Origin of the sequence: Ruegeria haliotis (assembly GCF_013377785.1) — a bacterium.
GTDB classification, from domain to species: Bacteria; Pseudomonadota; Alphaproteobacteria; order Rhodobacterales; family Rhodobacteraceae; genus Ruegeria; species Ruegeria haliotis.
Window position 1 is genome coordinate 83,879 of the sequence record NZ_JABXWT010000002.1, and the last position, 25,409, is coordinate 109,287.

Annotated in this window: 25 protein-coding genes; 10 read left to right on the top strand and 15 right to left on the bottom strand. The window is 54.8% G+C overall.

Annotation, left to right across the window (positions count from 1 at the left end):
* Nucleotides 1–7: 7 nt before the first annotated feature.
* The 5 genes from HW561_RS05415 to tsf all read left to right on the top strand — a co-directional run bounded on the left by HW561_RS05415 (nt 8) and on the right by tsf (nt 3,826).
* The gene (locus HW561_RS05415; RefSeq protein WP_176862494.1) at nt 8–190 is read left to right on the top strand and encodes a DUF3553 domain-containing protein; all 183 of its coding nucleotides are present in this window, start codon (nt 8–10) and stop codon (nt 188–190) included.
* A gap of 109 nt (nt 191–299) precedes the next feature.
* A complete protein-coding gene (locus HW561_RS05420) occupies nt 300–1,055 on the top strand; it encodes a GNAT family N-acetyltransferase (protein ID WP_176862496.1) in 756 nt (251 codons plus the stop codon).
* Complete coding sequence (locus tag HW561_RS05425; RefSeq protein WP_176862498.1) at nt 1,042–1,896, top strand: lysophospholipid acyltransferase family protein; 855 nt, start codon at nt 1,042–1,044, stop codon at nt 1,894–1,896. The genes HW561_RS05420 and HW561_RS05425 overlap by 14 nt, the downstream gene beginning before the upstream one ends.
* A 167-nt stretch (nt 1,897–2,063) precedes the next feature.
* On the top strand, nt 2,064–2,873 hold the full coding sequence (gene rpsB / locus HW561_RS05430; protein ID WP_176862500.1) for a 30S ribosomal protein S2: 810 nt from the start codon (nt 2,064–2,066) through the stop codon (nt 2,871–2,873).
* Nucleotides 2,874–2,950: 77 nt separating this feature from the next.
* Nucleotides 2,951–3,826, top strand: a complete 876-nt coding sequence (tsf, locus tag HW561_RS05435; protein WP_176862502.1) for a translation elongation factor Ts — start codon at nt 2,951–2,953, stop codon at nt 3,824–3,826.
* Between the two features lie 368 nt (nt 3,827–4,194).
* On the opposite strand, the gene HW561_RS05440 is transcribed toward tsf, so the two are convergent.
* From HW561_RS05440 to HW561_RS05450, 3 genes are all read right to left on the bottom strand, one after another.
* A complete protein-coding gene (locus tag HW561_RS05440; protein WP_176862504.1) occupies nt 4,195–4,950 on the bottom strand; it encodes a LuxR family transcriptional regulator in 756 nt (251 codons plus the stop codon).
* Nucleotides 4,947–5,396, bottom strand: coding sequence for a type II 3-dehydroquinate dehydratase (gene aroQ / locus HW561_RS05445; RefSeq protein ID WP_176862506.1), 450 nt, complete (start codon nt 5,394–5,396; stop codon nt 4,947–4,949). Before aroQ ends, HW561_RS05440 begins: the two co-directional genes overlap by 4 nt.
* 127 nt (nt 5,397–5,523) lie before the next feature.
* A complete protein-coding gene (locus tag HW561_RS05450) occupies nt 5,524–6,525 on the bottom strand; it encodes an NADPH:quinone oxidoreductase family protein (protein ID WP_176862508.1) in 1,002 nt (333 codons plus the stop codon).
* 156 nt (nt 6,526–6,681) lie between these two features.
* Between HW561_RS05450 and HW561_RS05455 the strand changes: the two genes are divergently transcribed.
* Together HW561_RS05455 and HW561_RS05460 are read left to right on the top strand one after the other, a co-directional pair.
* Complete coding sequence (locus HW561_RS05455; protein WP_176862510.1) at nt 6,682–7,500, top strand: SDR family oxidoreductase; 819 nt, start codon at nt 6,682–6,684, stop codon at nt 7,498–7,500.
* 12 nt (nt 7,501–7,512) lie between these two features.
* Entirely contained in the window at nt 7,513–8,544 is a 1,032-nt protein-coding gene (locus HW561_RS05460; RefSeq protein WP_176862512.1) for a phosphotransferase family protein, read from the top strand.
* A 36-nt stretch (nt 8,545–8,580) separates the two neighbouring features.
* On the opposite strand, the gene HW561_RS05465 is transcribed toward HW561_RS05460, so the two are convergent.
* A complete protein-coding gene (locus HW561_RS05465) occupies nt 8,581–9,192 on the bottom strand; it encodes a 2-hydroxychromene-2-carboxylate isomerase (RefSeq protein ID WP_176862514.1) in 612 nt (203 codons plus the stop codon).
* A 190-nt stretch (nt 9,193–9,382) separates the two neighbouring features.
* Between HW561_RS05465 and HW561_RS05470 the strand changes: the two genes are divergently transcribed.
* Nucleotides 9,383–10,615: a serine hydrolase domain-containing protein gene (locus tag HW561_RS05470; protein ID WP_176862516.1), complete on the top strand. Its 1,233-nt coding sequence runs from the start codon at nt 9,383–9,385 to the stop codon at nt 10,613–10,615.
* A 49-nt stretch (nt 10,616–10,664) separates the two neighbouring features.
* On the top strand, nt 10,665–11,534 hold the full coding sequence (locus HW561_RS05475; protein WP_176862518.1) for an acyl-CoA thioesterase: 870 nt from the start codon (nt 10,665–10,667) through the stop codon (nt 11,532–11,534).
* Here HW561_RS05475 and HW561_RS05480 read toward each other — a convergent pair.
* Together HW561_RS05480 and HW561_RS05485 are read right to left on the bottom strand one after the other, a co-directional pair.
* Entirely contained in the window at nt 11,531–12,298 is a 768-nt protein-coding gene (locus HW561_RS05480) for an SDR family oxidoreductase (RefSeq protein ID WP_176862520.1), read from the bottom strand. The genes HW561_RS05475 and HW561_RS05480 overlap by 4 nt on opposite strands.
* A 338-nt stretch (nt 12,299–12,636) precedes the next feature.
* Complete coding sequence (locus HW561_RS05485) at nt 12,637–13,788, bottom strand: DUF2130 domain-containing protein (RefSeq protein ID WP_176862522.1); 1,152 nt, start codon at nt 13,786–13,788, stop codon at nt 12,637–12,639.
* Nucleotides 13,789–14,258: 470 nt separating this feature from the next.
* On the opposite strand from HW561_RS05485, the gene HW561_RS05490 reads away from it, so the two are divergent.
* A complete protein-coding gene (locus tag HW561_RS05490) occupies nt 14,259–14,906 on the top strand; it encodes a glutathione S-transferase family protein (protein ID WP_176862524.1) in 648 nt (215 codons plus the stop codon).
* Between the two features lie 97 nt (nt 14,907–15,003).
* On the opposite strand, the gene HW561_RS05495 is transcribed toward HW561_RS05490, so the two are convergent.
* The 9 genes from HW561_RS05495 to phoB all read right to left on the bottom strand — a co-directional run bounded on the left by HW561_RS05495 (nt 15,004) and on the right by phoB (nt 25,406).
* Nucleotides 15,004–15,819, bottom strand: a complete 816-nt coding sequence (locus tag HW561_RS05495; RefSeq protein WP_176862526.1) for an inositol monophosphatase family protein — start codon at nt 15,817–15,819, stop codon at nt 15,004–15,006.
* Nucleotides 15,812–16,831, bottom strand: coding sequence for a LacI family DNA-binding transcriptional regulator (locus HW561_RS05500; protein ID WP_176862528.1), 1,020 nt, complete (start codon nt 16,829–16,831; stop codon nt 15,812–15,814). The genes HW561_RS05495 and HW561_RS05500 overlap by 8 nt, the downstream gene beginning before the upstream one ends.
* Nucleotides 16,828–18,246, bottom strand: a complete 1,419-nt coding sequence (locus HW561_RS05505; protein WP_176862530.1) for a glycerophosphodiester phosphodiesterase family protein — start codon at nt 18,244–18,246, stop codon at nt 16,828–16,830. Before HW561_RS05505 ends, HW561_RS05500 begins: the two co-directional genes overlap by 4 nt.
* On the bottom strand, nt 18,246–19,295 hold the full coding sequence (locus HW561_RS05510) for an ABC transporter ATP-binding protein (protein WP_176862532.1): 1,050 nt from the start codon (nt 19,293–19,295) through the stop codon (nt 18,246–18,248). Before HW561_RS05510 ends, HW561_RS05505 begins: the two co-directional genes overlap by 1 nt.
* Nucleotides 19,295–20,122 (bottom strand): carbohydrate ABC transporter permease, encoded by an 828-nt coding sequence (locus tag HW561_RS05515; protein ID WP_176862534.1) that lies wholly within the window; start codon nt 20,120–20,122, stop codon nt 19,295–19,297. Before HW561_RS05515 ends, HW561_RS05510 begins: the two co-directional genes overlap by 1 nt.
* A 10-nt stretch (nt 20,123–20,132) precedes the next feature.
* The gene (locus HW561_RS05520) at nt 20,133–21,434 is read right to left on the bottom strand and encodes a carbohydrate ABC transporter permease (protein WP_176862536.1); all 1,302 of its coding nucleotides are present in this window, start codon (nt 21,432–21,434) and stop codon (nt 20,133–20,135) included.
* Between the two features lie 62 nt (nt 21,435–21,496).
* On the bottom strand, nt 21,497–22,849 hold the full coding sequence (locus HW561_RS05525; protein ID WP_235962823.1) for an ABC transporter substrate-binding protein: 1,353 nt from the start codon (nt 22,847–22,849) through the stop codon (nt 21,497–21,499).
* 506 nt (nt 22,850–23,355) lie between these two features.
* The gene (locus HW561_RS05530) at nt 23,356–24,585 is read right to left on the bottom strand and encodes an acyl-CoA dehydrogenase (protein WP_176862538.1); all 1,230 of its coding nucleotides are present in this window, start codon (nt 24,583–24,585) and stop codon (nt 23,356–23,358) included.
* Between the two features lie 131 nt (nt 24,586–24,716).
* Nucleotides 24,717–25,406, bottom strand: coding sequence for a phosphate regulon transcriptional regulator PhoB (gene phoB / locus HW561_RS05535; RefSeq protein WP_176862540.1), 690 nt, complete (start codon nt 25,404–25,406; stop codon nt 24,717–24,719).
* Between the last annotated feature and the right edge of the window lie 3 nt (nt 25,407–25,409).

The window sequence follows — 25,409 nt, forward strand, 5'->3', positions numbered from 1 at the left end:
TCCCCGCATGACAGATTTGAATGCCATTTTTGCACCGGGCATGTATGTCCGTCACCCGGATTTCCCCGATTGGGGTGTTGGACAGGTTCAGTCCAACATCGCAGGCAAGATCACCGTGAACTTTCGCGAGCAGGGGAAAGTGGTAATCGACGGAACACGCATCGCCCTGATGCCAGTCTTTGATCCGTGAAACTGGTTTAGGAAAGGTTAACGGAGATGACCAGAGGGCGTCATGTTGCCTTTGCCTGAAAAACTGCGGTATCTGCCCACTATAAGAACAATGGATTGATTTTCCTGACATGCCGGACGCTGGCCCTTCGTTTACCATCCGACTTGCCGAAACACCCGACGAACTGCGCGCCGCGCAACGGCTGCGCTATGAGGTGTTCGTACGCGAATTGGGCGGGGGTGGTGAGATGGTTGACCACGATGCAGAGCTCGAGCAGGATCAGTTCGATCCCGTTTTTGATCACATGCTGGCCTATGATGATGCGACGGGCCAAGTTGTCGGCGTTTACAGGTTGTTACCAGGCGAACGCGCTGCAGAAATCGGGCAATTCTATTCTGAAGATGAGTACGATCTGACCGTTCTCAAACAAAGCGGGCGTAAGTTGCTTGAACTTGGGCGGTCCTGCCTGCATCCCGACTATCGCGGTGGCACTGCGATGTATCACCTGTGGAACGGGCTGGCCGCCTATGTAAACGAGCGTGAGATCGAGGTTTTGTTCGGCGTTGCCAGCTTTCACGGCACAGATGTGCGTGACCTTGGTCAGCCCCTGTCGATGTTGCATCACAACCACCTTGCGCCGCCAGACCTGAGGGTCAGGGCACAACCGGGTGTGTTTCAATCCATGGACCTCGTGGCGACCGAAGAGTTGGACCGCCGTGCAGCAATGGTGCGGGTGCCTGCGTTGATCAAAGCTTATCTGCGGCTGGGCGGCTTCGTGGGCGAGGGGGCCTTTGTCGACCACGCCTTCAACACCACCGATGTCTGTCTGATCCTTGATACAGCCCGCATGAACGAACGGCAAAAACGCATCTATGGTGGGGTCTGATCAGGTGGACGACCCGCTTTGGAACAGCGCGGACGCGCCTGACCCGATTCACCTTGGTCTTCTGGGTTGGGTTTTGGTGATCTTGCGCGGAATTCCTTTGGCCATTCTGGTATTTGGCGGGTTGCTCATCCTGTTGATCATTCGCCTGATCGAGCTGCCTCTGTTTGGGATTCGCCGCCCGGTCACTCCATTCATATCTCAATTCGTTTGCCGCAATGCCTTCCGAGTTCTCGGGATGGGATTTTGCACATCAGGAGAACTGATGCGCGAACGTGGGGCCGTGGTCGCAAACCACACATCGTGGTTGGATATCTTTGCGCTCAATGCGCGCAAGCGGATCTACTTCGTGTCCAAGGCCGAAGTTGCGAAGTGGCCCGGGATCGGTTGGTTGGCACGTGCGACCGGAACCGTGTTCATTGAACGCGACCGAAAAAAGGCGCGGGAGCAGACCAGGGTTTTCGAAACTCGCTTGAAGGCGGGTCATAAGTTGTTGTTTTTCCCGGAAGGAACCTCAACGGATGGTTTGCGAGTTTTACCTTTTAAAACGACGCTCTTTGCCGCATTCTTCGCAGATGAATTGCGTGAATTCATGTATGTGCAACCGGTTTCGGTCATCTTTCATGCGCCGATTGGCCAGCCTGACCGTTTTTACGGCTGGTGGGGAGATATGGATTTTGCGCCGCATCTGCTTAAGACGATGGGTGCAGGCCGGCAGGGAACGGTTGAACTGATCTACCACGCTCCGGCCAAGGTCAGCGATTTCGCGAACCGCAAGGCGCTGGCCGCACATTGCGAAGAAGCTGTGCGCCATGCCCATGCGTTGGCGCGGCTTGAAAAATAGGGCAATTCGCCCTTGCACTGCATGAAAACCTGCCGTATACGCGCGCCATTCAAACCCGCAGGCGAGGTTTGGCCTTTTTGAGGGAGACATCCTCATCAAGACCGCCGGTTGGAGCATCCGCTTCTTTCACCCCCGCCGAGGCGTAAACCGGAAAAAGGAATACAAGCATGGCTCTTCCCGAGTTCACCATGCGTCAGCTGCTGGAAGCTGGCGTTCACTTTGGTCACCAGACACAGCGTTGGAATCCCCGCATGGGCCCGTTCATCTACGGCTCGCGCAATGGCATCCACATCATGGACCTGACCCAGACCGTTCCGATGTTGGATCAGGCTCTGCAGGCTGTCCGTGACACTGTCGCCAAAGGCGGCCGCGTTCTTTTCGTTGGTACCAAGCGTCAGGCAGCTCAGCCGATCGCCGATGCCGCTGAAAAGTCGGCTCAATACTACATGAACCACCGCTGGCTGGGTGGCACGCTGACCAACTGGAAAACCGTTTCCCAGTCGATCAACCGTCTGAACCAGATCGACGAAGCGATGGAAACCGGCGCCGAAGGCCTGACCAAGAAAGAGCGTCTGGGCATGGAACGTGACCAGGGCAAACTGCAGGCGTCGCTGGGCGGTATCCGCGAAATGGGCGGCGTTCCTGATCTGCTGTTCGTCATCGACGTCAAAAAAGAAGCACTGGCCATCGCCGAAGCCAACAAGCTGGGTATCCCGGTTGTAGCTATCGTCGACACCAACTGCTCGCCCGATGGTGTGGACTACATCATCCCCGGCAACGACGACGCAGCCCGTGCAATCTCGCTGTACTGCGATCTGGCCGCACGTGCCGCTCTGGACGGTATGACCGCTCAGATGGGTGCTGCAGGCGTTGACCTGGGTGCTTTCGAAGAAGCACCGGTTGAAGAAGTCGTTGCGGAAGAGCCTGTTGCAGAAAAAGCCGCAGAAGCCGCGCCGGAAGCCAAAGCCGAAGCGTAAGCTGCCCGTCACGTAAATGACATATGGGGCAGGGTATGACCTGCCCCAAATCCGTTTGAATTGAGGAGAGCCAAAAGATGGCAATCACAGCAGCAATGGTTAAAGAACTGCGCGACACAACCGGCGCAGGCATGATGGACGCGAAAAAAGCGCTGACCGAAACCGGCGGCAACATGGACGAGGCCGTTGACTGGTTGCGTACCAAAGGTCTGGCAAAGGCGGCCAAGAAATCCGGTCGTACCGCTGCCGAAGGTTTGGTTGCCGTGCATGTCGAAGGCAACAGTGGCGTTGCTGTCGAAGTGAACTCGGAAACCGACTTTGTTGGTAAAAACGCTGAATTCCAGGAAATGGTCGGTAAGATCGCTTATGCCGCAGAAGGCGTCGACAACCTCGAAGCGCTGCTGGCTGCTGATCTGGGCGGCAAATCGGTTGCGGACACGCTGACCGACAAGATCGCGACCATTGGCGAAAACATGTCTGTGCGCCGCATGGCGAAGCTGTCGGGCGACACTGTTGTTTCGTATGTTCACAACGCGGCCACAAACGGCATGGGCAAGATCGGCGTTCTGGTGGCTTTGTCGGGTGGTGACGAAGCAATCGGCAAGCAGATCGCGATGCACATCGCGGCTGTGAACCCGGCAGCCCTCTCTGAGGCGGACATGGATCCGGCCGTTGTCGAGAAAGAAAAGCAGGTTCAGATGGACATCGCCCGCGAATCCGGCAAGCCGGAGCAGGTGATCGAAAAAATGATTGTTGGCCGTATGAAGAAATTTGTTGCGGAATCGACCCTGATGAATCAGGCGTTCGTCGTGAACCCTGACCTGACTGTAGAAGCTGCTGCAAAAGAAGCCGGCGCAACCATCACCGGTTTCGTTCGTCTGGAAGTTGGCGAAGGTATCGTTGTCGAAAAAGAAGACTTCGCAGCCGAAGTTGCCAAGGCCGCTCAGGGCTAAGTCACAATGTACGGTCTCGAAAGAGACCTTGCCCACAATAAAAACCGGTTACGCATCGCGTAATCGGTTTTTTTTGTATCCAGGCATTTGGGCAGTCTGGCACACAGTCAGAAAGAGAGTATGGAGGGCCCCGCATGATGGGGATGGTCGAGGCCCCCCAAAATTCCGACCTAGGTACGCGGACAAATAGGCGCCCCTGTGTCAGAGTGATTGGAGAGCCCTGATATTACAAAGATCCAATCTAATGTTCCCAGGCTAAAGCCACCACTCACGGAACCATCTTAGTTTGCAACTTTCGGCTCAGATCGGAAAGTCATGTTTTCCTTACCCTAGGTAAAGTGACGCAATTTGGCGTCAAATCGAATGGGTTAAGCTTCCACAACAAACATCTGATTGTGCAATGACGCCTTAAGGACAGCTTGCGCTGTTGTCTCGACAGACAAAGCTTCGCGCGCAAGCCGTAGGTGCTTTTCGACTGTTGCTGACGTCAGCCCCATCAACAGTGCGATGTCCTGTGTCGTCTTGCCATCACCGACCCATTCCAAAGCCTCTCGCTGGCGTTTGGTCAGGGCGCGATTAGGTGGACTGTGGGGCAGGGTCAAAATCTTCAAATGCGCGACATTGTTCATCAGAAGAATGTCGTCTCCGTGTTCCTGCCAGACAGCATCAACGTCTTCCTGGCTCAGATCATCTCCTGCTGAGAGCGAGATCGCCCCTTTCGAACGCATGGAGACCGAGTTGAAGCTGACCGTGTAGCCGGCGACGACGCCCTTGGACTTGTTGAAATCAATGACCCTTTGTTCCTGCGGTGTCAGCGTCCTGCTCGACACCATATCCTGGATCATGCTCCAGCTTGCGGCGCCTTCATGGTCTAGGGCCCATTTCAGCATTGGTGCGTGGAAATACAGGCCGTCCCCAAGGAATCCATCGACATAAGCGCGATTATGATTGGTCAGGATTATAAAATCTTCGGGATCCCCCAGTGAGGTCGCAGTTCGAAACTGAGTGTACCCATAGATCAGGCGGTCGAAGCCATATTCTGCCATTTGCCGGCAATGCGCATCCCAAAGCTCTTCCAGCGTTTTTGTGTAGCTCACAAAGTGCAGATACTCTTTCAGTTTCATGCCGCGCCCCCTGCTGTCAGATGTGCCGCAAGCGCATCAAGCGCCAGAACATAGCTTTGGGCGCCAAATCCACAAATCTGCCCCAACGCCACCGGGGCAATGAAGGATTTGTGACGAAATGCTTCGCGCGCATGAATGTTGGACAGGTGAACTTCGACAACCGGCAATTCAACGGATGCGATCGCATCCATCAGCGCCACAGAGGTGTGGGTGAAGGCCCCGGCGTTCAGAACAAGCCCGTCCTGGACCCCGCGTGCGGCATGGATCGCGTCGATCAGCGCGCCTTCATGGTTGGATTGAAGATGTGACACCTGCAGCCCTACGGACACCCCGTGTTGGACGCACAAATCCTCGACCATCTGCAACGTGGTACTGCCGTAGACTTCAGGCTGTCGCGTACCAAGCAGATTCAGATTCGGTCCATTCAATACCAGAACGTTGCGCATATCTTCACAATCCCCATTACAGGTTCATAGACGTGAATTGGCAGGGATGTCCACTGGACTTTGCCCTCATGGGTTGAGAGCGGGAATTAGTGTGACCGGACCAACATGTCTCCTGCAGCTGATCCGGTCATTCCTTGGTCATTGTGACTACAAGTTTCCCGAGAACTGAACGCTGCGCCAAGAGTTCAAGCGCTTCGGGCGCGCGCCGCAACGGATACTGCGCCGTGATACGCGGTTTGATGCGGGCAGAGTTATAAAGTTTGAAGAGCTCTTGAACATTTCCAGCATGGGTCTGGGGTTCGCGAAACACCGAAGCGCCCCAAAAGACACCAACAATCTGACAGCCCTTCAACAGCGCAAGATTGAGTGGGATATTCGGAATGCCAGCCGGGAAACCGACGACAAGGTATCGCCCTTTCCACGCCATGCTGCGTAGTGCGGGTTCCGCGCACGCGCCGCCGACCGCATCATAAACCACGTCCACACCGCCCGGACCGACCAGGGCCTTGATTTCACCGGCAAAGAACTTTTGCGCGGTTTTGTCCATATCCCTAGGGTACACGATGGTTTCGTCGGCACCGATCTGACGGCAAAAATCTGCCTTCTCGGGCGAAGATACCCCGGCAATCACCTGGGCGCCCATGGCTTTGCCCAACTCAATTGCGGCCGAGCCGACGCCACCAGCGGCACCCAAGACCAACAACGTCTCGCCGGGCTGAATAGCGGCACGATCCTTCAGTGCGTGATAGGACGTTCCGTAGGTGAATATGAAACAGGCGGCGTCCTCATATGACATCGTATCGGGGAGTTTGATCGCCGTCGCAGCCTTGATGGTCAGATGCGTTGAAAACCCGCCAGACCCGGTCAACGCAAGGACACGGTCGCCAACCTTGAAACCGGTTACACCTTCACCGATTGCAAGCACCTCGCCGGCGATTTCCCCGCCCGGAGCAAACGGCCTGGGCGGTTTCATCTGGTAGAGATCCCGGATGATCAGAGTATCAGGAAAATTCACACCGGCCGCCTTTACGCCGATCAGCAAATCGCCCTTTCCCGGTTCGGGGTCGGGCAGGGTGGTCAGTTCCAGTGTTTCCGGCCCTCCGGGGGCGACGCTGAGTAACGCTTGCATGTTGACCCTGTTATCCCTGTTATTTTGTAAAGAGGAACTTTTGGTGCAGGATCACGTGATGTCAACGGCGCTGGCGTGCAGTTCCCGTAACGGCATGACAGGGTTTTGTTGTTCAGCGGGCATCGCCACACACCGGAACCAACTGAGGAGCAGACCATGACACCTGAAACTCTTTTTTCACTGCAGGGTAAAACCGCATTGGTGACGGGTGGTGCGACCGGCATTGGCCGTATGGCCGCCGAGGCATTGGTCCGCGCCGGAGCTCATGTCTTGATCGCGTCGCGCAAGGGGGATGCCTGCGCTGAAGCGGCGGCGGAATTGAATGCACTGGACGCACCGGGAAGCGCCGAGGGTTTTGCCGGGGATCTCGGCAGCAAGGAAGGTATCGAGGCACTGGTGTCTGACATTAATAAACGCACGGAACGACTTGATATATTAATGAATAATTCTGGTGTTTCATGGGGTGCGCCAATGGGGCAGTTTCCCTATGAAGCATGGGAAAAAGTAATGTCTGTCAATGTGGCCGGGATATTTGAACTCACACAGAGGTTGCTGCCTCTGCTGATGAAATCCGGAACACCAGAAGATCCCGCAAGGATCGTGAATGTCGGCTCGGTGATGGGAGAGGTCCCTATGGGGGACGGCGCCTACAGCTATTCGGCGTCAAAAGCTGCCGTCCTCCATCTGACCAAGATCATGGCCAAAGAACTGTCGCCCTACAACGTCACGGTCAACGCGCTGGCGCCTGGACCGTTCGTGTCCCGTATGACGGCTTTTGCCACAGCAGACGAAGATACGCGCGAAAAGGTTGGCAAATCTGTGCCTCTGGGGCGTGTTGGGCGGGATGAGGATATTGCCGGCTGCATGTTGTTTTTGTGCGGTCGCGGCGGCAGTTACGTCACCGGCGCCGTCATCCCTGTGTCAGGCGGTATCAACGTGGTGACTGCTGGCAATATTTTTGCCGAAGCGTTTTGATCCGAGCGCCCGATGAGCAAAGAAACCACATTGGATATCGCCGCTGTTGATGCTTACCTCAAAGAGTATCTGAACGGCTATGAAGGCCCGCTGGAAGCCACCAAATTCGCCGTGGGCCAGTCAAACCCAACCTTCGAATTACGCACTCCCAACCGATCTTACGTGTTGCGCCGCAAGCCCCCTGGGGTGTTGCTGAAATCGGCACATGCCGTTGATCGCGAGTTTCGTGTTCAACAGGCTCTGGCGGACAGCAATGTACCGGTTCCGAAAATGCATCTACTCTGCGAGGATGATGGCGTTATCGGGTCAGTTTTTTACGTCATGGAGCATCTGAAGGGACGGATTTTTCTCGAGCCAACGCTGCGCAGCGAAAGCAACGACGTTCGAACTGGCGTTATGGATGAAATGAACCGTGTGCTTGCTGAACTGCATATGGTGGATATTGATGCGGCGGGCCTGTCCGATTACGGACCAATGGGCAACTATTTCGAACGCCAGATATCGCGCTGGACCAAGCAATACCGCGCCTCGGAAACCTCAGCGATTGCGGATATGGATGCGCTAATTTCGGAATTAGAACGTTCAATCCCTGCAGATGACGGGCAAAGAACGCTGGTCCATGGCGACTATCGTATCGACAATCTGATGTTCGCATCGGAGGGAACCGGATGCATCGGCGTTCTGGATTGGGAGCTGTCGACAATCGGTCATCCTTACGCGGATCTGGCTGCCGTGATCATGCAATGGCAAATGCAGCCTGGAACAGAAGGCCGTGGATTGGCCGGGATCGATCGGGAAAGTCTGGGCCTACCCAGCGATCAGGCATTCATCGCGCAATACTGCAAGCGGCGCGGCTTGCCTGGTATCCAGAACTTTGGGTTTTATCTGGCTTTCAATTTCTTTCGAATGGCCGCGATTTTACAGGGCGTTTACAAGCGCGCTTTGGATGGAAATGCATCCGATCCCAAGCGCGCGCAAGCGTTTGGAACCTATGTTCCAATTTTCGCGCAGTGCGGGCTGGCCGCACTGGGAAAAGAGCTTTGAATTTGCTCGGTTAGTGCTTGTGTCAAAATTGTTAAATTAGGGCTCTGGAGATCTTTTTAGCTCCAGCTCCAGGTTCGCCAGACTATTTTTGCCAAAGAACATCTCCGTGCCCGAAAACAGGCTGGGTACCCCGAACACGCCGCGTCGCACAGCGGACTTGGTCTGCTCCTTGAGTTTTTGCTTTGTCCCTTCATTTGCAACGGCCTCTCGTATTTTTCGAACCGGCAGTTCGTTTTCCTGCAGGATGTCTGTCAAAACACCAATTTCATCCACCTTTTGACCATGCACCCAAATGGCATCAAATACGGCATCTATATATTTGTTTTCCCATGATTTACCGGATGCAGCATATGCCCCCCGCATGGCGAGTTTGGTATTCACAGGAAAATGTGGACTCATGTGAAAGCTCAGACCACGGCGACGCGCAAAGCGATGCAAGTCATGCGTCAGATAGGCAGTTTTTTGACGATTTTCCGAAAAGGCCTGAAACGGGCTTTGATTGTGGGTCGCCTTGAAGATGCCAGATAGCAAAACCGGGACATAATTAACCTCAACCTTGTGGCGCGCGGCCAGCTTTGGCAACATTTTGTGGGCCAAAAAGGCGTTCGGACTGCAAAAATCGTAAACGAAATCTATGCTTCGCGCCATGGTATCCTCCGGGGTTGGGTGTAACTGCGCACAAGGCGAATCTGTAGCAGGATCAGTCTAGCAGTCCAAACGCCGTCTCGCTGGCAGCAATCGGACCTAAACAAATCTCGGCTGACGCCTTCAGAAATCACTGTTGTTTCGTTCGCCGATTCACCAAGATCGGGCTGAAGGACAGGAGGTCAGACCACCCATGCCCAGCCCCCAAGTGATGCTTGATCAGACGCGTCTAAATCGCATCCGTTTATGGATGGACAGCTACGTCGAGCAACGAAAATACGCGGGCAGTTCGCTGCTGTTGCATCATAAAGGCAGCGAGGCCTTTTTTCACGCCAGCGGCCTGCGCAGCGTCGAGGAAAACCTTCCCTTCGAACGGGATACTTTGGTGCGGATTTATTCGATGACCAAACCTGTGACATCCGTTGCCCTGATGATGCTGGCCGAGCAGGGCCTGTTTCACCTTGATGCCCCGCTGTCTGAGTTCATCCCCGAGTTTCAATCCATGCAAGCGTTGATACCGGGTGCCGAACGACTGGATCAAACCGAAGATGCGACAACTCCGACGCTGCATCAATTGCTCACCCATACCAGCGGTTTCAGTTATCCGTTCAATCCCGGTCTGTTACCAGCAGCAATGGATGAACAGGACCTGATCTTCAAACCAGATCAAGGGCTTCTGGCCGATAGAGTACGTGATCTTGCAAGTCTTCCGCTTGCATTTAGACCCGGTTCCCGTTGGGAGTATTCAGTGAGTATCGATGTACTGGGCCGGGTGATCGAGGTGGTGTCCGGGCAGCCATTGGACAGGTTCTATGAGCAGGAGATATTTGCGCCGCTGGATATGTCCCAGATCGGGTTTTCGGTACCAGCTGGGGCAGGGGGACGCTTTGCGTCGCTTTACACACCTCTGTCGGGTGATGCCATGGCGTTGAATTCAGCTGAATTAGGCTCTGACACTCTGCGCTTGGTGGATCACGCGGGGCAATCCCCGTTCGAAGAAACGACAACCTTTTCAGGCGGCGGAGGTTTGATCAGCACGATTGACGACTATGCCAAATTTACCGAAATGTTGCGCAATCGGGGCGTGGGCAATGGCCATCGGTTGCTGGGCTCTAAAACCGTAGAATTCATGATGCGCAACCACTTACCGGGTGACATTGCATCAATGGGACCGCAGAGCTTTGCTGAACAGCCAATGGAAGGTGTCGGCTTTGGTCTGGGTGGTTCGGTCGTGTTGAACCCAAGTCGGGCGCGTGTTCCCGGGTCCGTCGGGGATTTCAGCTGGGGCGGCATGGCCTCAACCTTTTTCTGGATCGATTGGGAAAACGACCTGACTGCCGTGTTCTTTACACAATTGTCGCCATCCAGCTCCTATCCTTCCCGGGCCGAGCTCAAAGCAATGGTTCTGGCCGCGATGATTGAATGATCTCGCACCGGCTGATACGCCCTAAAAGACCAAAACCTGAGGGTGAACCATGACCGACGCCGAGCGCATTCTTTTGGATCTTCTGAACATCGAGCGGCTTGAAGTCGATCTGTTTCGCGGTACAGGCTCGGGTGGCGAAACGCCTATGCGTATTTTTGGTGGTCAAGTCATCGCACAGGCCTTGGCCGCTGCTTATAAAACCGTGGATGACCGGCTGTGTCATTCGTTGCACGCCTATTTCATTCGCCCCGGAGATCCAACCATTCCTGTTATCTATCATGTGGATAGAGCGCGAGATGGAGGTTCATTTACCACCCGCAGGGTGGTTGCGATCCAACACGGAAAACAGATCCTTAACATGTCGGCATCCTTCCACATTCAGGATGAGGGCTGGGAACACCAACACCCGATGCCGAAACTGAACCCTCCAGAAAGCTATCCGACACGGTCGGAACTGCGGCAGAAATATCTGGACCGTGTACCGGAAAATCTGCGCTTGGAGCTAACCCGCGAACGCCCAATAGAAGTCCGCGAGGTGGATCATCTGGACCCGTTCAATCCGGTGGCATCGGATGACCGCAATCAAATCTGGTTCCGCATAGGCGCCGCAGCATCAGTGGACGCGAAGACTCAGCACCTGTTGCTGGCCTACGCCTCTGACATGAATTTGATGAGTTCCGGCATGCGCCCACATGGTCTGAGCTGGTTTACAGGAGAGGTCAACGGCGCCAGTCTTGATCACACCATCTGGTTCCACGCGCCGGTCCATTTCGAAAACTGGCACCTGTATGCGATGGAGTCACCCTGGACAGGGCAGGGGCGTAATTTCAATCGTGGTTCGATTTATTCGGAAGATGGTATGCTGGTCGCCTCTGTAGCTCAGGAAGGTTTGATGCGGAGAGTTCAGAAAAAACCTTAACTATCTTCGATAAACTGTTGATTTAACTTTCGCATTCCAGCCAGCCAGCGGTCATAGTCCGCTGTTTTCAACTTCATGTAGTCCAGAACTTGAGGATGCGGCAGAACAAGAAACTGTTCGCTACGAATGGCATCAACACATGCTTGTGCCACGTCTTCTGGTTCCAACATTCCGTCGATCGCGGCAACTGAGTCTTCGTGTCCACGCGTCATCTCGGATCGCACGGCCTGTGGGCACAAAACAGATACACGCAGACCTTTATGTCCATAAGTCAACGACAACCATTCCGCCATTCCAACTGCAGCATGCTTAGTTACACCATAAGGTGCTGCGCCAGGCTGGTTCAAAAGGCCTGCCGCAGATGCCGTTATCAGAATGTAGCCGTCACCGCGTTCTAACATCCGAGGAACCAAGTGGCGCGCTGTCCAGACATGAGACATCACATTGATCTTCCATATCCGGTCCCATTCTTCGTCAGGAACGTCCAATCCACCAAGCGTCAGAATTCCTGCATTTGCGCAAAACAAATCGATTGGGCCGATTTGACTTTCGACATTCTCGATCAGCAACCTAATTGCTTCTTCGCTGGACACATCACATCCGAAGGCGTGCCCACCGATCATTTCAGCAACAGCTTTTGATTTGGCGTCATCGATATCAGCACATACAACGCGCGCACCTTCATGTGCATATCGCATTGCCATACCTTTACCGATTCCCTGGGCCGCGCCAGTAACAACGACTGTTTTGCCATGCAGTTCCATTAGACGCTCCAACAATGCCAATAGAAGCGTCATCGTAGGGCGTTGACACTCAATTTAGAATACATGCTACTTTTACCATAATATCGATTATGCGTATCTTTTCACAACCCGAACACATTTGTCGGAGTACGTAAATAATGGGACTGAATTATTGAGACTCGCTTCCCATTGAATTCAACACCTTAAGACTTTTGCGCTTTTTGCATATTTCGACGATCCAGGCGTTGCAAGTCGACGTCAGCACGCGTCGGAACGTTCACTGAAATCTGGACGTGTCGAGGTTAGTTGCCGAAGTCAGACCAAAGGACCATCCGGTCGTTGCAGATCGTTCTCTACCCTTAGTCGTCGTTCCCGATCAGCAACGCCTCAACGCTTTCAATTTCAGGCATCGACCGACCAGCAATCCCCTGCAAATCACCGTGCATCCCAACCGTTGACGCGATCACCAGATCAATCTGTTTGGACCGCAACGCCCACTGCTTTTCCATGAAGACACGTTCCCTGCGCAGATTGTCTTGCATGTCCTCGAAGCGTTCGACAATCGCATCGATGCGTTGCTTGAATTGGGTTCCGGTCAGGTAGTCATAAATCATTTCCATCTTAGTTTCCTGCCCCATCGCGCGGCCCTTGGCATTTGCCACGTCGATCAAACCTTGGCGCAAGGAGGACGCCAGCGGGACTGCGTAGCGCGGCGCACAAACCCAGATGCCATCAACCATGGCGAAACTGTCAATCCCCTCAGGCAGGGCTTGGGAGGTAATCACAGCCACCTCACATCCCGCGGCCCGCTGGTCATCGCGCAATTTTGCAAGCCAACCGGCAGTCCAGTTCTTTGTACGTTTGCTTTCCCACAGAATACTGCCAGCGATCCCTTTCGTTGCAGTTACCTCTTGACGAACATCCGCACCACTGACGCCTTTGGCAACGGGTAGGAAGGCATCCATAGGAAAGGCCGCACCGAGTGTTTCTTCCAACACAATTTCCGCTGCTTCTCCTTGTGTCTGCATCGAACCTTGTTCGGATTTCTGTTTCAGCGCTTCGATCTGACGTTTCATGCCCTGCATGACTTGTTCTTGTTCGGCCAGTTTTAATTCGGCCTTCTCATTCGCCTCGCGGGTCAGCTTTTCAGCTAGTGCCGGACGTTCTGCCGCGAGCATCTTTTGCAAGGTCAGCTCCATCTCGGCCTCCTTGTCTTTGAGCTCCTGTTCACGTTTCAGCGCAGCAGCTTGGGCCATTTGGGCTTCGCGCAGCTTTTCGTCCTGAGCCTTGATGCGTTCTACAAGAGCAGCCTGTTCTGCTGCGGTTTCAGCTTTGGCCGCATCTTTGGCCTGCGCCTGCGCAACTGCCAGCGCCTTTGTCGCTTGCGCCTCTTGCTTGGCCAGCTCATCATTGAAAGACGCCCGGAGCTCGGCCAGCATCGGGCCAGCTAGTTGCTCGGTCAGCTCAATTTCGTTGGAACACTTTGGGCACTGGATCTTCAACTCGGACATGCGCTCGCCTTAGAAATTTGGAGAAAGTTGAAGCTACCATGTAACTCAATGCGCCTCCAGAGTGGGTACTTATAGTCGATCCCATCTCGCCTGATTATTTGGCCTATGGCAGTGGTTGAACGACAATAACGCATGCTGCGGATAGAGCACCTTTATCGAATATTGACTAATGCGGGAACTCGAAGACGGCCCCTACTTTGGGGACAAAGTTATCCGGCACAACGATAGCGACACTCTGACGTGCCCGGGTCAGTGCCACATAGGTTTTCGTCTTGGACTGCCCTTAAGGTGATCCGACAACATTCAAAAATGGATTGTGCAAATCCCCTATCATGCTGAAAAAACAAAAACAGAAATTTATCCAGACGGATCTGGATCAGCGAGAGTGACACGTAATTGAAGACAGTTGAACGAAAAATCGCTCGCAACTCCCACTTTCGGTACAGGTACATGAACGCTAGTCTGATGGAATGAAGAAACCAGTTGTGCTTCGTGGCTACCAGTTCAGCGTATACAATCGCATTGTCCGTATTGCGCTGCACGAGAAGGGAATCTCGTACGAAACAGAGGAAATTGATCCTTTTGCATCCAATATTCCCGCAGACTACTTGAAGCGCCATCCGTTTCGTTGCGTACCGGTTCTAAGCCACGGTGCATTTGACGTTTATGAAACGGCAGCAATCCTTCGTTACATTGATGCTGCTTTCAACGGTCCGGCCCTAATGCCGGTCGGAGCCAAACCTCTCACTCGCGTTGCGCAAGTCGTTTCGATTATGGACAGTTACGGCTACCGTCCCATGGTTCGTCAGGTGTTCGCTCAACGTGTATTCTGCCCGGCAGTTGGTGAAGAAAGCGACGAAACCGAAGTTGCGATCGGCATCAAAGCGTCCCTGCCCGTTCTAGACGCGCTAAACACACTCGCTTCGGAGGGCAACGTCCTTAACGGTAAGAATTTCACGCTTGCTGATTGCCACCTCGCGCCGATGGTTGCGTATTTCATCCAAGCGCCCGAGGGTGCAAAAGAGCTGACCAAATACTCTGCACTTGCTGATTGGTGGGCGCGCATCTCGCAGCGAAAAAGCATCAAAGCAACTGATCCCGGCCTTCCGCCTGGCTGAGACCGCGGCCCAATTCAGCACCCCAAGCACTAGTTCTTGTTGCAACCGCCGTCCCACCACTCAAGTGATCCGACAGAAACCGATTTTACTGGCCTCATCATGTCATCACCTCGGCTTCCGTCGTGATATCAGGATCTGTCCCGGTTACTTCCAGCACCACCCGTTCCAACATGGGTGTAACTGCTACGATGCCGCTACCGTTTTTCAACGTTTCCGGTACCGACTTAGCGTGCACAAGACCGCCGGCTTCGCGAATGATCAGAATTCCCGCCAACGCGTCCCATGCGTTCAAGTGTGCCTCATAGTATCCCTCGGCGCGGCCTTGTGCGACCGACATCAAGCTAATTGCGGCTGAACCATTACGACGATATTCCATTTTGGCTGCGATGGTCAGGCGGATGATATCCAAGTAGTTTTGCAGCGGCCCGCGGGAAGAACGGCCCAACAAAAGCAGAGCCTGATCCGGTCGGCTGCAATCGGACACGTGAAGTGGTTGGTCGTTGCAAAAGGCACCCTGCCCCTTTCTTGCCCAACACAGCTCATCCCGGTCTGCGGCATAGATTACACCAAGTTCGATGTTGCCATTCTCGCAATATGCGATTGAAACAGCCCAGTCGGGTAAGCCACGCATGAAATTGGCCGTCCCATCAATTGGGTCGACGACCCACAATGCGTCGCCGTGACCCGTATTTCCGTCTTCTTCTCCCAACACCGCATCTGTGGGATAATATTGCGAGATAAGAGCGCGGATAAGCTCCTCTACCTGGCGGTCTGCGGTGGTTACAAAGTCCTGCAGCCCCTTTACCGAAATGAACTCGTCATCTTTTCGGCGGTATTGATCACGCGCCAATTTACCGGCCTCCATAGCCAGAAACTTGGCAAAATCCAGTTTAGATTTGAATGTCTTAGTCATAATTGCTCAATGTGGTTTTGCGGAAAATGGGTGTAAGCCTCTGATTGTAATGCTGAATCGGCGCGTCAGGATTCTCGATCCGTTCCAACATCTGCGTGACTGCTGCAAGAACCTGTTCTTCGGCATCTTGGCGTATCGTTGATAAGTGGTAAGCACCCCACCCGGCCTGTTCGATGTCGTCGCATCCAACAACCTGCAAATCGTCGGGAAACCGCGTATTCCAATCGGCGCGCAGCCTGTCCATGACGCCCAGTGCCAACAGATCAGTCGCACAGAAAACACCATCTATATGATCCAGCGACAGACCAATGTTGCCCGCAATATCATACCCCGCAGCATAGCTTTGGCTGGTTGAGATGAACTCATCGACTTCGATATTTTCAATGCGGCATTTTTCGATGAACGCACGCGCACGACCGGTAACTGAATAAGAGGGGATCTGTGGGTGAACAACGGCCAGCCGCCCTGCCCTCGACCGCGTCAACATCGTAAAGGCCAGCTCACCGGCTTGCTGGACGTCGATTTGAACAGTATCGGCGATATCCTGATTTTTACCTCTGTTGATCAGCACCAAAGGCATTCGCAGTTTTCGGCATTCTTGAATGATTTTTGGCGAAGGTGTGGCCGAGGTCACCATCACGCCCGCCACATTGTAATTCAGCATGACCGAGACCCACTGCCCCACATCATCACCCGGTTCAACGGTTAGCAAGATGGGGCGATAGCCATGGCTGATAAATTCCTGCGCCGCTATTCTGACCTGCCGCGACCGGAATGGTGTATCCAGAGACGACGCCACAATGCCCACTAAATTGGACTGCCGTGTCTGCAACCCTCGCGCCAGAAAATTTACCCTGTAGCCCAGCTCTTCCGCGGCCTTCAGGACCTTTTCGCGGGATTTTTCCGATATGTTTGCGCCTTCGGTGAAGGCCCGGGATACCATCGATCGCGACACGCCGGCACGCCGGGCCACGTCGAAAGAAGTTACCGGCTTGTTATGATCGTCAGTCAAATCACACCCCCGTTCCGACGGCAAATATCCGCGAAAACAAATGGTTGGTCGAGATTAACCAAATCCGGACCGGCCTTTGCGATCTTTTCCAGCATCGCCCGGTCGTCGCCCGAATACGCAATCATGATTGGAACGCCACGGCGACGGAGGTCTGGGAAATCGGACCAATCGTCTGCCAGTGTGTATTCGACCAACGACGGAGACAGGCTCTCGAGCGTCTCGTCGAGAGTTTCAAAATCCTGCCGGCGCATCATCAGATGTGCCTCGTTCGAAATGGTCCGCATGTCGTGCAGTGATTGCATCACGAAGGACCAGAAGAACACCCGATCCTGCGTGTCATGGGCCACGACCCGATCCCAAACCAGCTGCGCTGGTGCCGATTTCAGTTCGATATACAACTGACCATTGTAGAGTTTGGCCAGGCTCAGCACGTCATCCAGAGTCGGGATTCCTTCATCGACGTAGAAGCTGGAAAACCACTGCCCGGCGCTGAGAGACTGCAGTTCCGCCAGCGTATGGTCATTCACAGGCCCAGTGCCGTTGGTTGTCCGGTCGAGCGTTGGGTCATGCAGCACGACCAGTTGGTTGTCCGACGTAACATGCACATCTATTTCGACGTGACTGAAACCAGCGGCGAAACATGCATGCGCTGCAGACAGAGTGTTTTCCGGCGCGATCTTGTTGGCGCCCCTATGGCAAACCACCTGCAGCCCGTTTTGAAACCGGAGCGGATTCACTAGCTCTGGCCTGTCCGAGCAGATACCCAGTACGGGTTTTTGCCGCAAATCTGCCATACGGATGGGGTCTTCTTCGTGCCATAGAACCACTTTTTGGTCGTTTGCACGGCAGCGGGCAAAGAACGCTTCATCCAGCATATCCTGCGGACGCTCCATCGTTTCCCAGCACAGATGAATGATGTCAGCATCGGCTGAGACCTCGAACGGATCAATACCTACCGGGATCAGGGTCGCGAGCGGATACAGGCATTGGGCGTCGCGCAGGGCTGCCACAGCACGGGAATCGAACGCCCCCAGGATGGCACGCTCGACCCCTGCCTCTTGCAGCATCTCGGAAACCGCTACAGACGCGGCCGGGGCCTTGATATCCGCGTAGATGCCGCAGTCGCGGGCCCGCGCCAAGGCGATGACGTCCGAGAACAATGGGGCTTCATTGGTCCCGACCGCAGCGCGAACTTCTGTGTAGGACAGCGTGCAGATAGCTCGTCCATCCGCAAGCGCACAGTCGTGAAAGGCGATGATCTGATTATCGTCCGTCAAATGCAGGTCGACTTCCCACATGTCGGCACCCAGATCGGCGGCCAGTGCAAATGCGTTCAGAGTATTATCCTGCGCATAGGCACTGGCCCCGCGATGCGCGATTGATAAGGGACGAGAGGGGGTCAACCAGTCCGACATCAGATGCGCGTACCTTCAGGGGTAAAGGCCAAGGCATGATCCGAGGCAATGCCCCAGTTCACGGTCTCACCCAATTTCAGGCGGCGTCCGGCAGGTTGGATCGAGCGCAGAATCGAGCCGTTGGGCAAGGTGACATTGTACAAATCCTCTCGCCCTTGCGTTTCGACAAAGCTGATTTTGCCAGTCAGGCCAATGCCGAATTGAGGACCGAAATACTCGGGCCGAATGCCAAGCTGTACCTGACCGTGAACCTTGGGCTGTAACGCGTCAGAGATGGCAATACCGCTGTCACCAACCCGGAATTGCCCATCTGCAACTGTTGCGTCAAGGAACGAGATCGGCGGATTGCCCAGGAAACCAGCCACGAATGTATCAACCGGATCGTTATACATCTGGTCCGGTTCGCTAAGTTGTATGATCTTGCCGTCTTTCATCAGCGCGATCCGGTCACACATCGACATCGCCTCGACCTGATCATGGGTCACGAGGATGGCGGTGATCCCGGTCTCCAACTGAATACGGCGGATTTCCGAGCGCATCTCAAGCCGCAGCTTGGCGTCGAGATTGGCTAGTGGTTCATCCAACAGCAAAACATCCGGTTGTCTTACCAAAGCCCGCGCCAGCGCCACGCGCTGTTGCTGCCCTCCCGACAATTGCGCCGGGCGGCGGTCCAGCAATTCGGGGATGTGCACCAGTTCTGCGATCTCACCCACCTTGCGCGTGATGGTGGCGTTATCCAGTTTCTGCACCCGCAGCGGAAAGGCGATATTCTCGCGGATATTCATATGCGGGTAGAGCGCATAGTTCTGAAACACCACGCCCACATTACGTTTCTGCGACGGCAAGTTCGACACATCCCGATCGCCGAAATGCAACGTACCGCCGTTCATCCGATGGATGCCGCAAATGGTAAACAACGTGGTAGACTTGCCGCAACCCGACGGGCCCAACAGAGCCATCATCTCACCGCTTTCCACGGTCAGGTTCAACTCGTCGATGACGGTCAGATTATCGAAGGTTTTGGTGAAACTATTGAGCCTGAGTTGCATCAGCCTTTCGAGCCCCCGCCATAAATATTCATCAGTTTTTTCTGGAAAGCCAGATAGATCAGGATCACCGGTAGCGCATAGAACAGGCCCACCGATTTGAAGAGGTTGAAGTCAACCTCAAGACTGTCATCCAACAGGAAGTAGGCCAGATATGTTGACAGAACCTGTGCGTCACTGCCCGGAGCCAGCACCAGCGGCAGGATGAACTCGCTCCACCCCGACAGGAAGGAAAAGATCAAGAGCGCTGACAAGCCGGGCTGCACTTGCGGCAAAACCAACTTGCGCCAAACCATGAAGCGGCTGGCTCCGTCCTGCACACCCGCCATCTCGATCTCCCATGGGACGGTGTCATAGAACCCTTTCATCACCCAGATGCCAAAGGGCAGCTCCAGCGCCGCCTTGACCATGATCACACCGATCAAAGTGTCGAATAGGCCCAGAAATTGCAGGATCAGAAAGATCGCGATGATCAGGGTGATGGTTGGGAAGGCGTGCAGGATGATGACGCCTGCCAGAAAGAACCGCCGCGCTGGGAAGTTCAGCCGCGACAGTGCATAGGCCGATGTCAAGGAGGTGGCGCAGACGATGGCCGCTGTAGACCCGGCGAAGATAAACGTGTTGATTGTCGCGATCCAAACCGACCCGCGCCCGGTGGTGTCGTCCCATAGAAACCGCCAGTGGTGGAATGTGAATTCCGACGGGATCAAACTTCCAGGCTCGGCGTCAGTGATCGAATCCACTAATGTAAAGGCGTACATGACCACCAGCGGCAGCGACAGGATCGTCAGCAGCGCAATAACCGGAAGCGAGCGAAAGTTCGATGTCATAACAAGGCCCCTATTGCTCGATCCGCGGCTTGGCCACGAGGTCTTTGAAATTGAAGAAGCGCAGGTAGAGGAAACTGGTCACAATGCCGATCACCACCAGCACCAGCGCATAGGCCGCGCCCAGACCGTATTGCAGATTGCCGCCATAGTTGTTCAGTGCGGTATGATAAGCCGCCAACGCCCAAACCTCGGTCGCTCCGCCGGGCCCGCCATCAGTGGCCAGCAGGATGTATTCGAACGAAGTCAGCAGAGACAGGGTCTGATAGGATGAGGTGAACAGGATCGGCCAGCGCAGTTGCGGCAGGATGATGTATCGGATCTGTTGCCAGCGATTGGCCCCGTCCACTTCGGACGCATAGAGCATCGAGGCGGGGATCGTCTTGATTGCAGATGAGAACAGGATCATCCCCAATGATGCACCGACAAATCCGTTGATCAGGATAACCACGATCCACGCGTTTGTTGCTGTGTCCAGCATCCAGTTACGCGGCGCCATGCCAAACAAGCTCATGAAAGACGAAATGATGCCGGTATCCCAAGTCAACCAGTACCACATCAACACATAAAGAACTGGCGGTAGAATGCGCGGCAAGAACCAGATGGTGCGGAAGGTGTTGGCGATGGTGGGCGGCAGGTAGAACGTAGAGATCGCCAGAAATAGGCCAAAGCCCACATTGAAACTGAGCGTCAATACTACGTAGAATAATGTGTTCATCGCATAGCGCCATGAACTGTCGAGCGAGAACAGCAGCTTCATATTCTCAGTGGTCCAGACCCAGCCGGTATAGGCCTCTTTGACCAAAATCTTCTGATCCGCGTCCGGTACTCCGGCAGCCGACAGGGCGGTGACGAACTCATCCCTGGTCTGGAAACGGTCATCCATGACGCTGGTCTTGAACAGCTCGGCCAATGCCTTACGGTCGCGCGTCGACCGAATGCGATTGTCGCGTAAGTCCTTCAACGCACGCTCCATGTCACGGCGCGAGTCGAATTGCGCGCCTGCATGCAGTCTGGCCAATTCATCCGCTGTCGCCTGATCGCGCGTTTCGGCCAGTCGAGCCAATCCGGCCTCGTCGATCAGGTAGCCGGAATTCTCAAGCGTCTCATAAGTGCTGTCCGACAATTCGCTGGATTTCAGTCCGCGCAGGTCAGATTGAGTCAGCAGGTACTCGCCCCCGGTGATTCCCGTCGACGTGGACATGTTGGTGAAGGCGAAGAACACCGTCAGGATGACCGGGGCCAGAAAGAACAGCGTCACCACGATCATCGCGGGCGCAAGAAATCCGAACCCAAGCGCATTGAAACGGGGCATTGCAATCTCCGAGAAAAGGATGGCCGGGGCAAGACGCCTGCCCCGGCCGGTTGGGAGTGATCTTACTGGACGATAAGGTTGTCGCCCAGCTTGGCGGTCAATTCGGCCTCAAGCTCGGCCACTGCGTCAGTCGGAGATTTCACACCGGTCCAGGCTGCCTCAAGCCCCTTGAACATGGCTTCCGAGAAAGCACCATAATCTAGGTTGTTCGGCTGTGCATTGGCGTTGATCAACAGACGTTCGGTTGCTTCTGATGCCCATCGGTCGTTGGCGTACAACTCGATATTGGATTGCTGTTGACCAATTCCCAAGTGCGCTGATTTGATCGCGTGCAGTGAGTTCAGGCGCGGTTCTGATGCGATCTTGACCAGTTGCGCTGCGATTTCCTCGTGATCGTCATTTTCCTGATCGGTAACGAGGTAAACCAACGGATGCGTGATCGTATTGGCGCGACCGGTTTCGTTACCCGCCGGGATCAATGAGAATTCGATGGTGCCGAAGAAATCGTCATTGCCTTCTTTGCCGGTATAACGTGCATAGTGCCAGGTGCCACCATGCCAGGTCGCCGCCTTGCCATTGGCCACTTCGCTGTACCACTGGCCCCAATCGGTGCCCAGATGGTTCTTGCGTGTGATGCCCGCATCAACCGCATCGGCAAAGAACTGATAGAATGCCTCCATCGAGGCTTTGTCGAGGACCAGTTTACCGGTTTCGGGGTCCTGCAATGTGCCGCCGAACGACTGATAGAACTGACCCCAATCCGGGCCGTTGGACGGGCGCGGATAGAAGCCATACCCTTCTTGGACCAGCCCCATATCGACTGCTTTCTTCCCATCAGCCAGAACATCCTGCAGGGTATATTCGCCCGCGGCAACTTTGTCAGGTAGTGCCGCGATGTCCTCGTCGGAATACCCGATGCCCCGCATGGTGTCCTTCCAGAAGAAGAACGGGCGGCTTTCGGCATCCTGTGGCAGACCCCACTGAATGCCGTTATACGCGGCGATCTCCAGCAGGTTCGGATAGATATCGTTCAATGGCCAGGCGTCGAAATCCAGATAGTCTTCGGCTGGAACGATGTATCCCGCCTGGCTCCAGGGGGCGATGTCCAGATGGCTGGTGACCACAATGTTCGGTGCTTTGCCCGCCTCTGCCGCCAGCGTCACGCCTTGCTTGAACTCTTCCCAACCGCCAAAGTCACGCTTGCCTTCGACCGTGATATTCAGGTCGCGGCCCTCGATGGCGGCTTCACGCTCGAGCATGTCAGCGGCGATCTCGATCGCATCGATACGATAGGCATCCGCATCATTCGAACCACCCGCCCAAACTGTGATGGTGACGTCTTCGGCCAGTACCGGCGCAGCCAGAGCGCTAAACAGAAGCACGGCGGTCGTGCGTTTAAGCATAGATGTGGTCATGGATGATCCCCTTTTGATCGACACGCACAACTTGAACACGTGTGCATTCACTGATTATCCTCACTTCATGTAACCAGTGTGACAAATACCTATTTTCACCCTACTACTTCCGAAAACCTTCAAATTTTGACGATCCTGTCGATTGTCGAAAAAGTTGTGTTGTGATGAGTGAAAACTGGTTGCCTTCCTCCTGCGTTCAAATCTTGAACACGTGTGCAATTTTGTCAACAAGTTTTCATGACTATCGCGAGCAAGCGAAATGAAGGGCACAAGGATCAGACGTTTGCGGCGACATCGAAACACACCCAAACAGCAATATCTGGATGTTTGCAGTGGTCGGTCAATGTTGACCACAGGCCATCACTGACGGGCACTGCAAACCCTACCAACAGACGCAACACATAAAACGCCGCATCCACTTAAACGCAGACGCGGCGAATCAGCACTCTGATTTGATTGCATTGTGGTCGATGTTCCCAAGGCTGGGAACACCCGGCAACGGCGGGTTAGAAAAACGCCTGAAGTCCCGTTTGCGCCCGCCCCAGGATCAGCGCATGGACATCATGAGTTCCCTCATATGTATTCACGGTCTCTAGGTTGACCATGTGACGTATCACTTGGAACTCCAGCGAAATTCCGTTTCCGCCATGCATATCGCGCGCCATCCGCGCGATATCCAACGCTTTGCCGCAATTGTTGCGCTTGATGATCGACACCATTTCCGGCGCCGCTTCGGCCTGATCCATCAGACGCCCCACACGCAGGCTCGCTTGCAGGCCCAGAGCGATCTCGGACTGCATGTCCGCCAACTTACGCTGATACAGCTGAGTCTGTGCCAAGGGCCGATTGAACTGCTTGCGGTCCAGACCGTATTGCAATGAGGCGTGCCAGCAGCATTCCGCAGCCCCCATCACGCCCCAACTGATGCCATAACGGGCGCGGTTCAGACAGCCAAACGGTCCTTTGAGGCCCTGAACATGAGGCAGCAAGGCGCCCTCGTCCACTTCGACGCCGTCCAGCACGATTTCTCCGGTAATCGAGGCGCGCAGACTAAGCTTGTTTTCGATCTTCGGCGCGCTCAGGCCTTTTTGCCCCTTGTCCAGAACAAAGCCCCTGATCTTGCCGTCATGCGCGTCTGATTTGGCCCAGATCACAAACACGTCCGCTATCGGCGCGTTCGAGATCCACATCTTGGTACCCGTCAGCCGGTAGCCGCCATCGATCTTTTCGGCCCGGGTTTTCATCCCTGCCGGGTCTGATCCCGCATCCGCTTCGGTCAGGCCGAAACAACCAATCCATTCGCCGCTGGCCAGTTTCGGCAGGTATTTCTGTCGCTGTTCTTCGGTGCCGTATGCATAAATCGGATACATGACCAGAGAGCTTTGCACCGACATCATCGAGCGATAGCCGGAATCCACCCGCTCGACCTCACGCGCGACCAGGCCATAGGACACATAGCCCGCGCCGATACCACCATATTCCTCGGGGATCGTGGTGCCCAGCAGGCCCATTTCACCCATCTCGCGAAAAATCTCGGGATCTGTTTCTTCGTTCTGAAACGCCTCGGTCACACGTGGTTGCAGCTTTTCCTGCGCATAGGCCCGTGCGCTGTCGGTGATCATCCGCTCGTCTTCGTTCAGTTGATCGGACAACCGGAACGGATCATCCCACGCAAACGTACCCAGATCAGGAGCATCCTTGGCGCGCAAGGTTGGTTTAGTGTCGGGGGCATTCATGGTGTGTCTCCGGTCTGTCAGCTTCGCTGCAACCTAACGTGGGGCTGCTGCGAAAAACAGCAAGAGTTTCGCAGCGGACCATGAGTAAATCTCATAGCCAGGCACTTTGCGCACAAGTCCCCTGCCCAGCCTCACCCCAGAGCATACCCCGCGCCGCGCACCGTGCGTACAGGATCATTGCCGCCATGCTGGGTCAGAGCTTTGCGCAAACGACCGATATGGACGTCAACGGTGCGCGTATCGACATAGATATCGCGCCCCCAGACTCGATCCAGCAACTGTTCGCGGCTCCAGACCCTGCCCGGCTTTTCCATGAACGTGCTGAGAAGGCGGAATTCGGTGGGTCCGAGTTTCAGTGGCTTGCTGTCGCGGCTGACTTTGTGAGTCTCGGAATCCAGTACGATATCGTCAAATTCCAACCGTATGCCCACCGTCGCAGGCCGCACCCGGCGCAGTTGTGACCGGACCCGCGCCATCAGTTCCACGATGGAATAGGGTTTGACGACATAGTCATCCGCCCCGGTCTCCAACCCCCGCACCTTATCGACCTCTTCGCTACGTGCCGACAGCATGATAATCGGGATCGACCGAGTATCCGGGCGTATTTTCAATCGCCGACACACTTCGATACCGCTGAGATTTGGCATCATCCAATCCAGGACGATGATGTCAGGGCTATCTTCATCTACCAACAGCATCGCTTCGTCGCCACTGGCCGCTTTGGAAACGCGGAACCCTTCCGCCTCAAGATTGTAGGCCAGTACCTCGCGTTGGGCCGGTTCATCCTCGACAACCAGTACAGTCGGCTGATCAGCGGACATTGT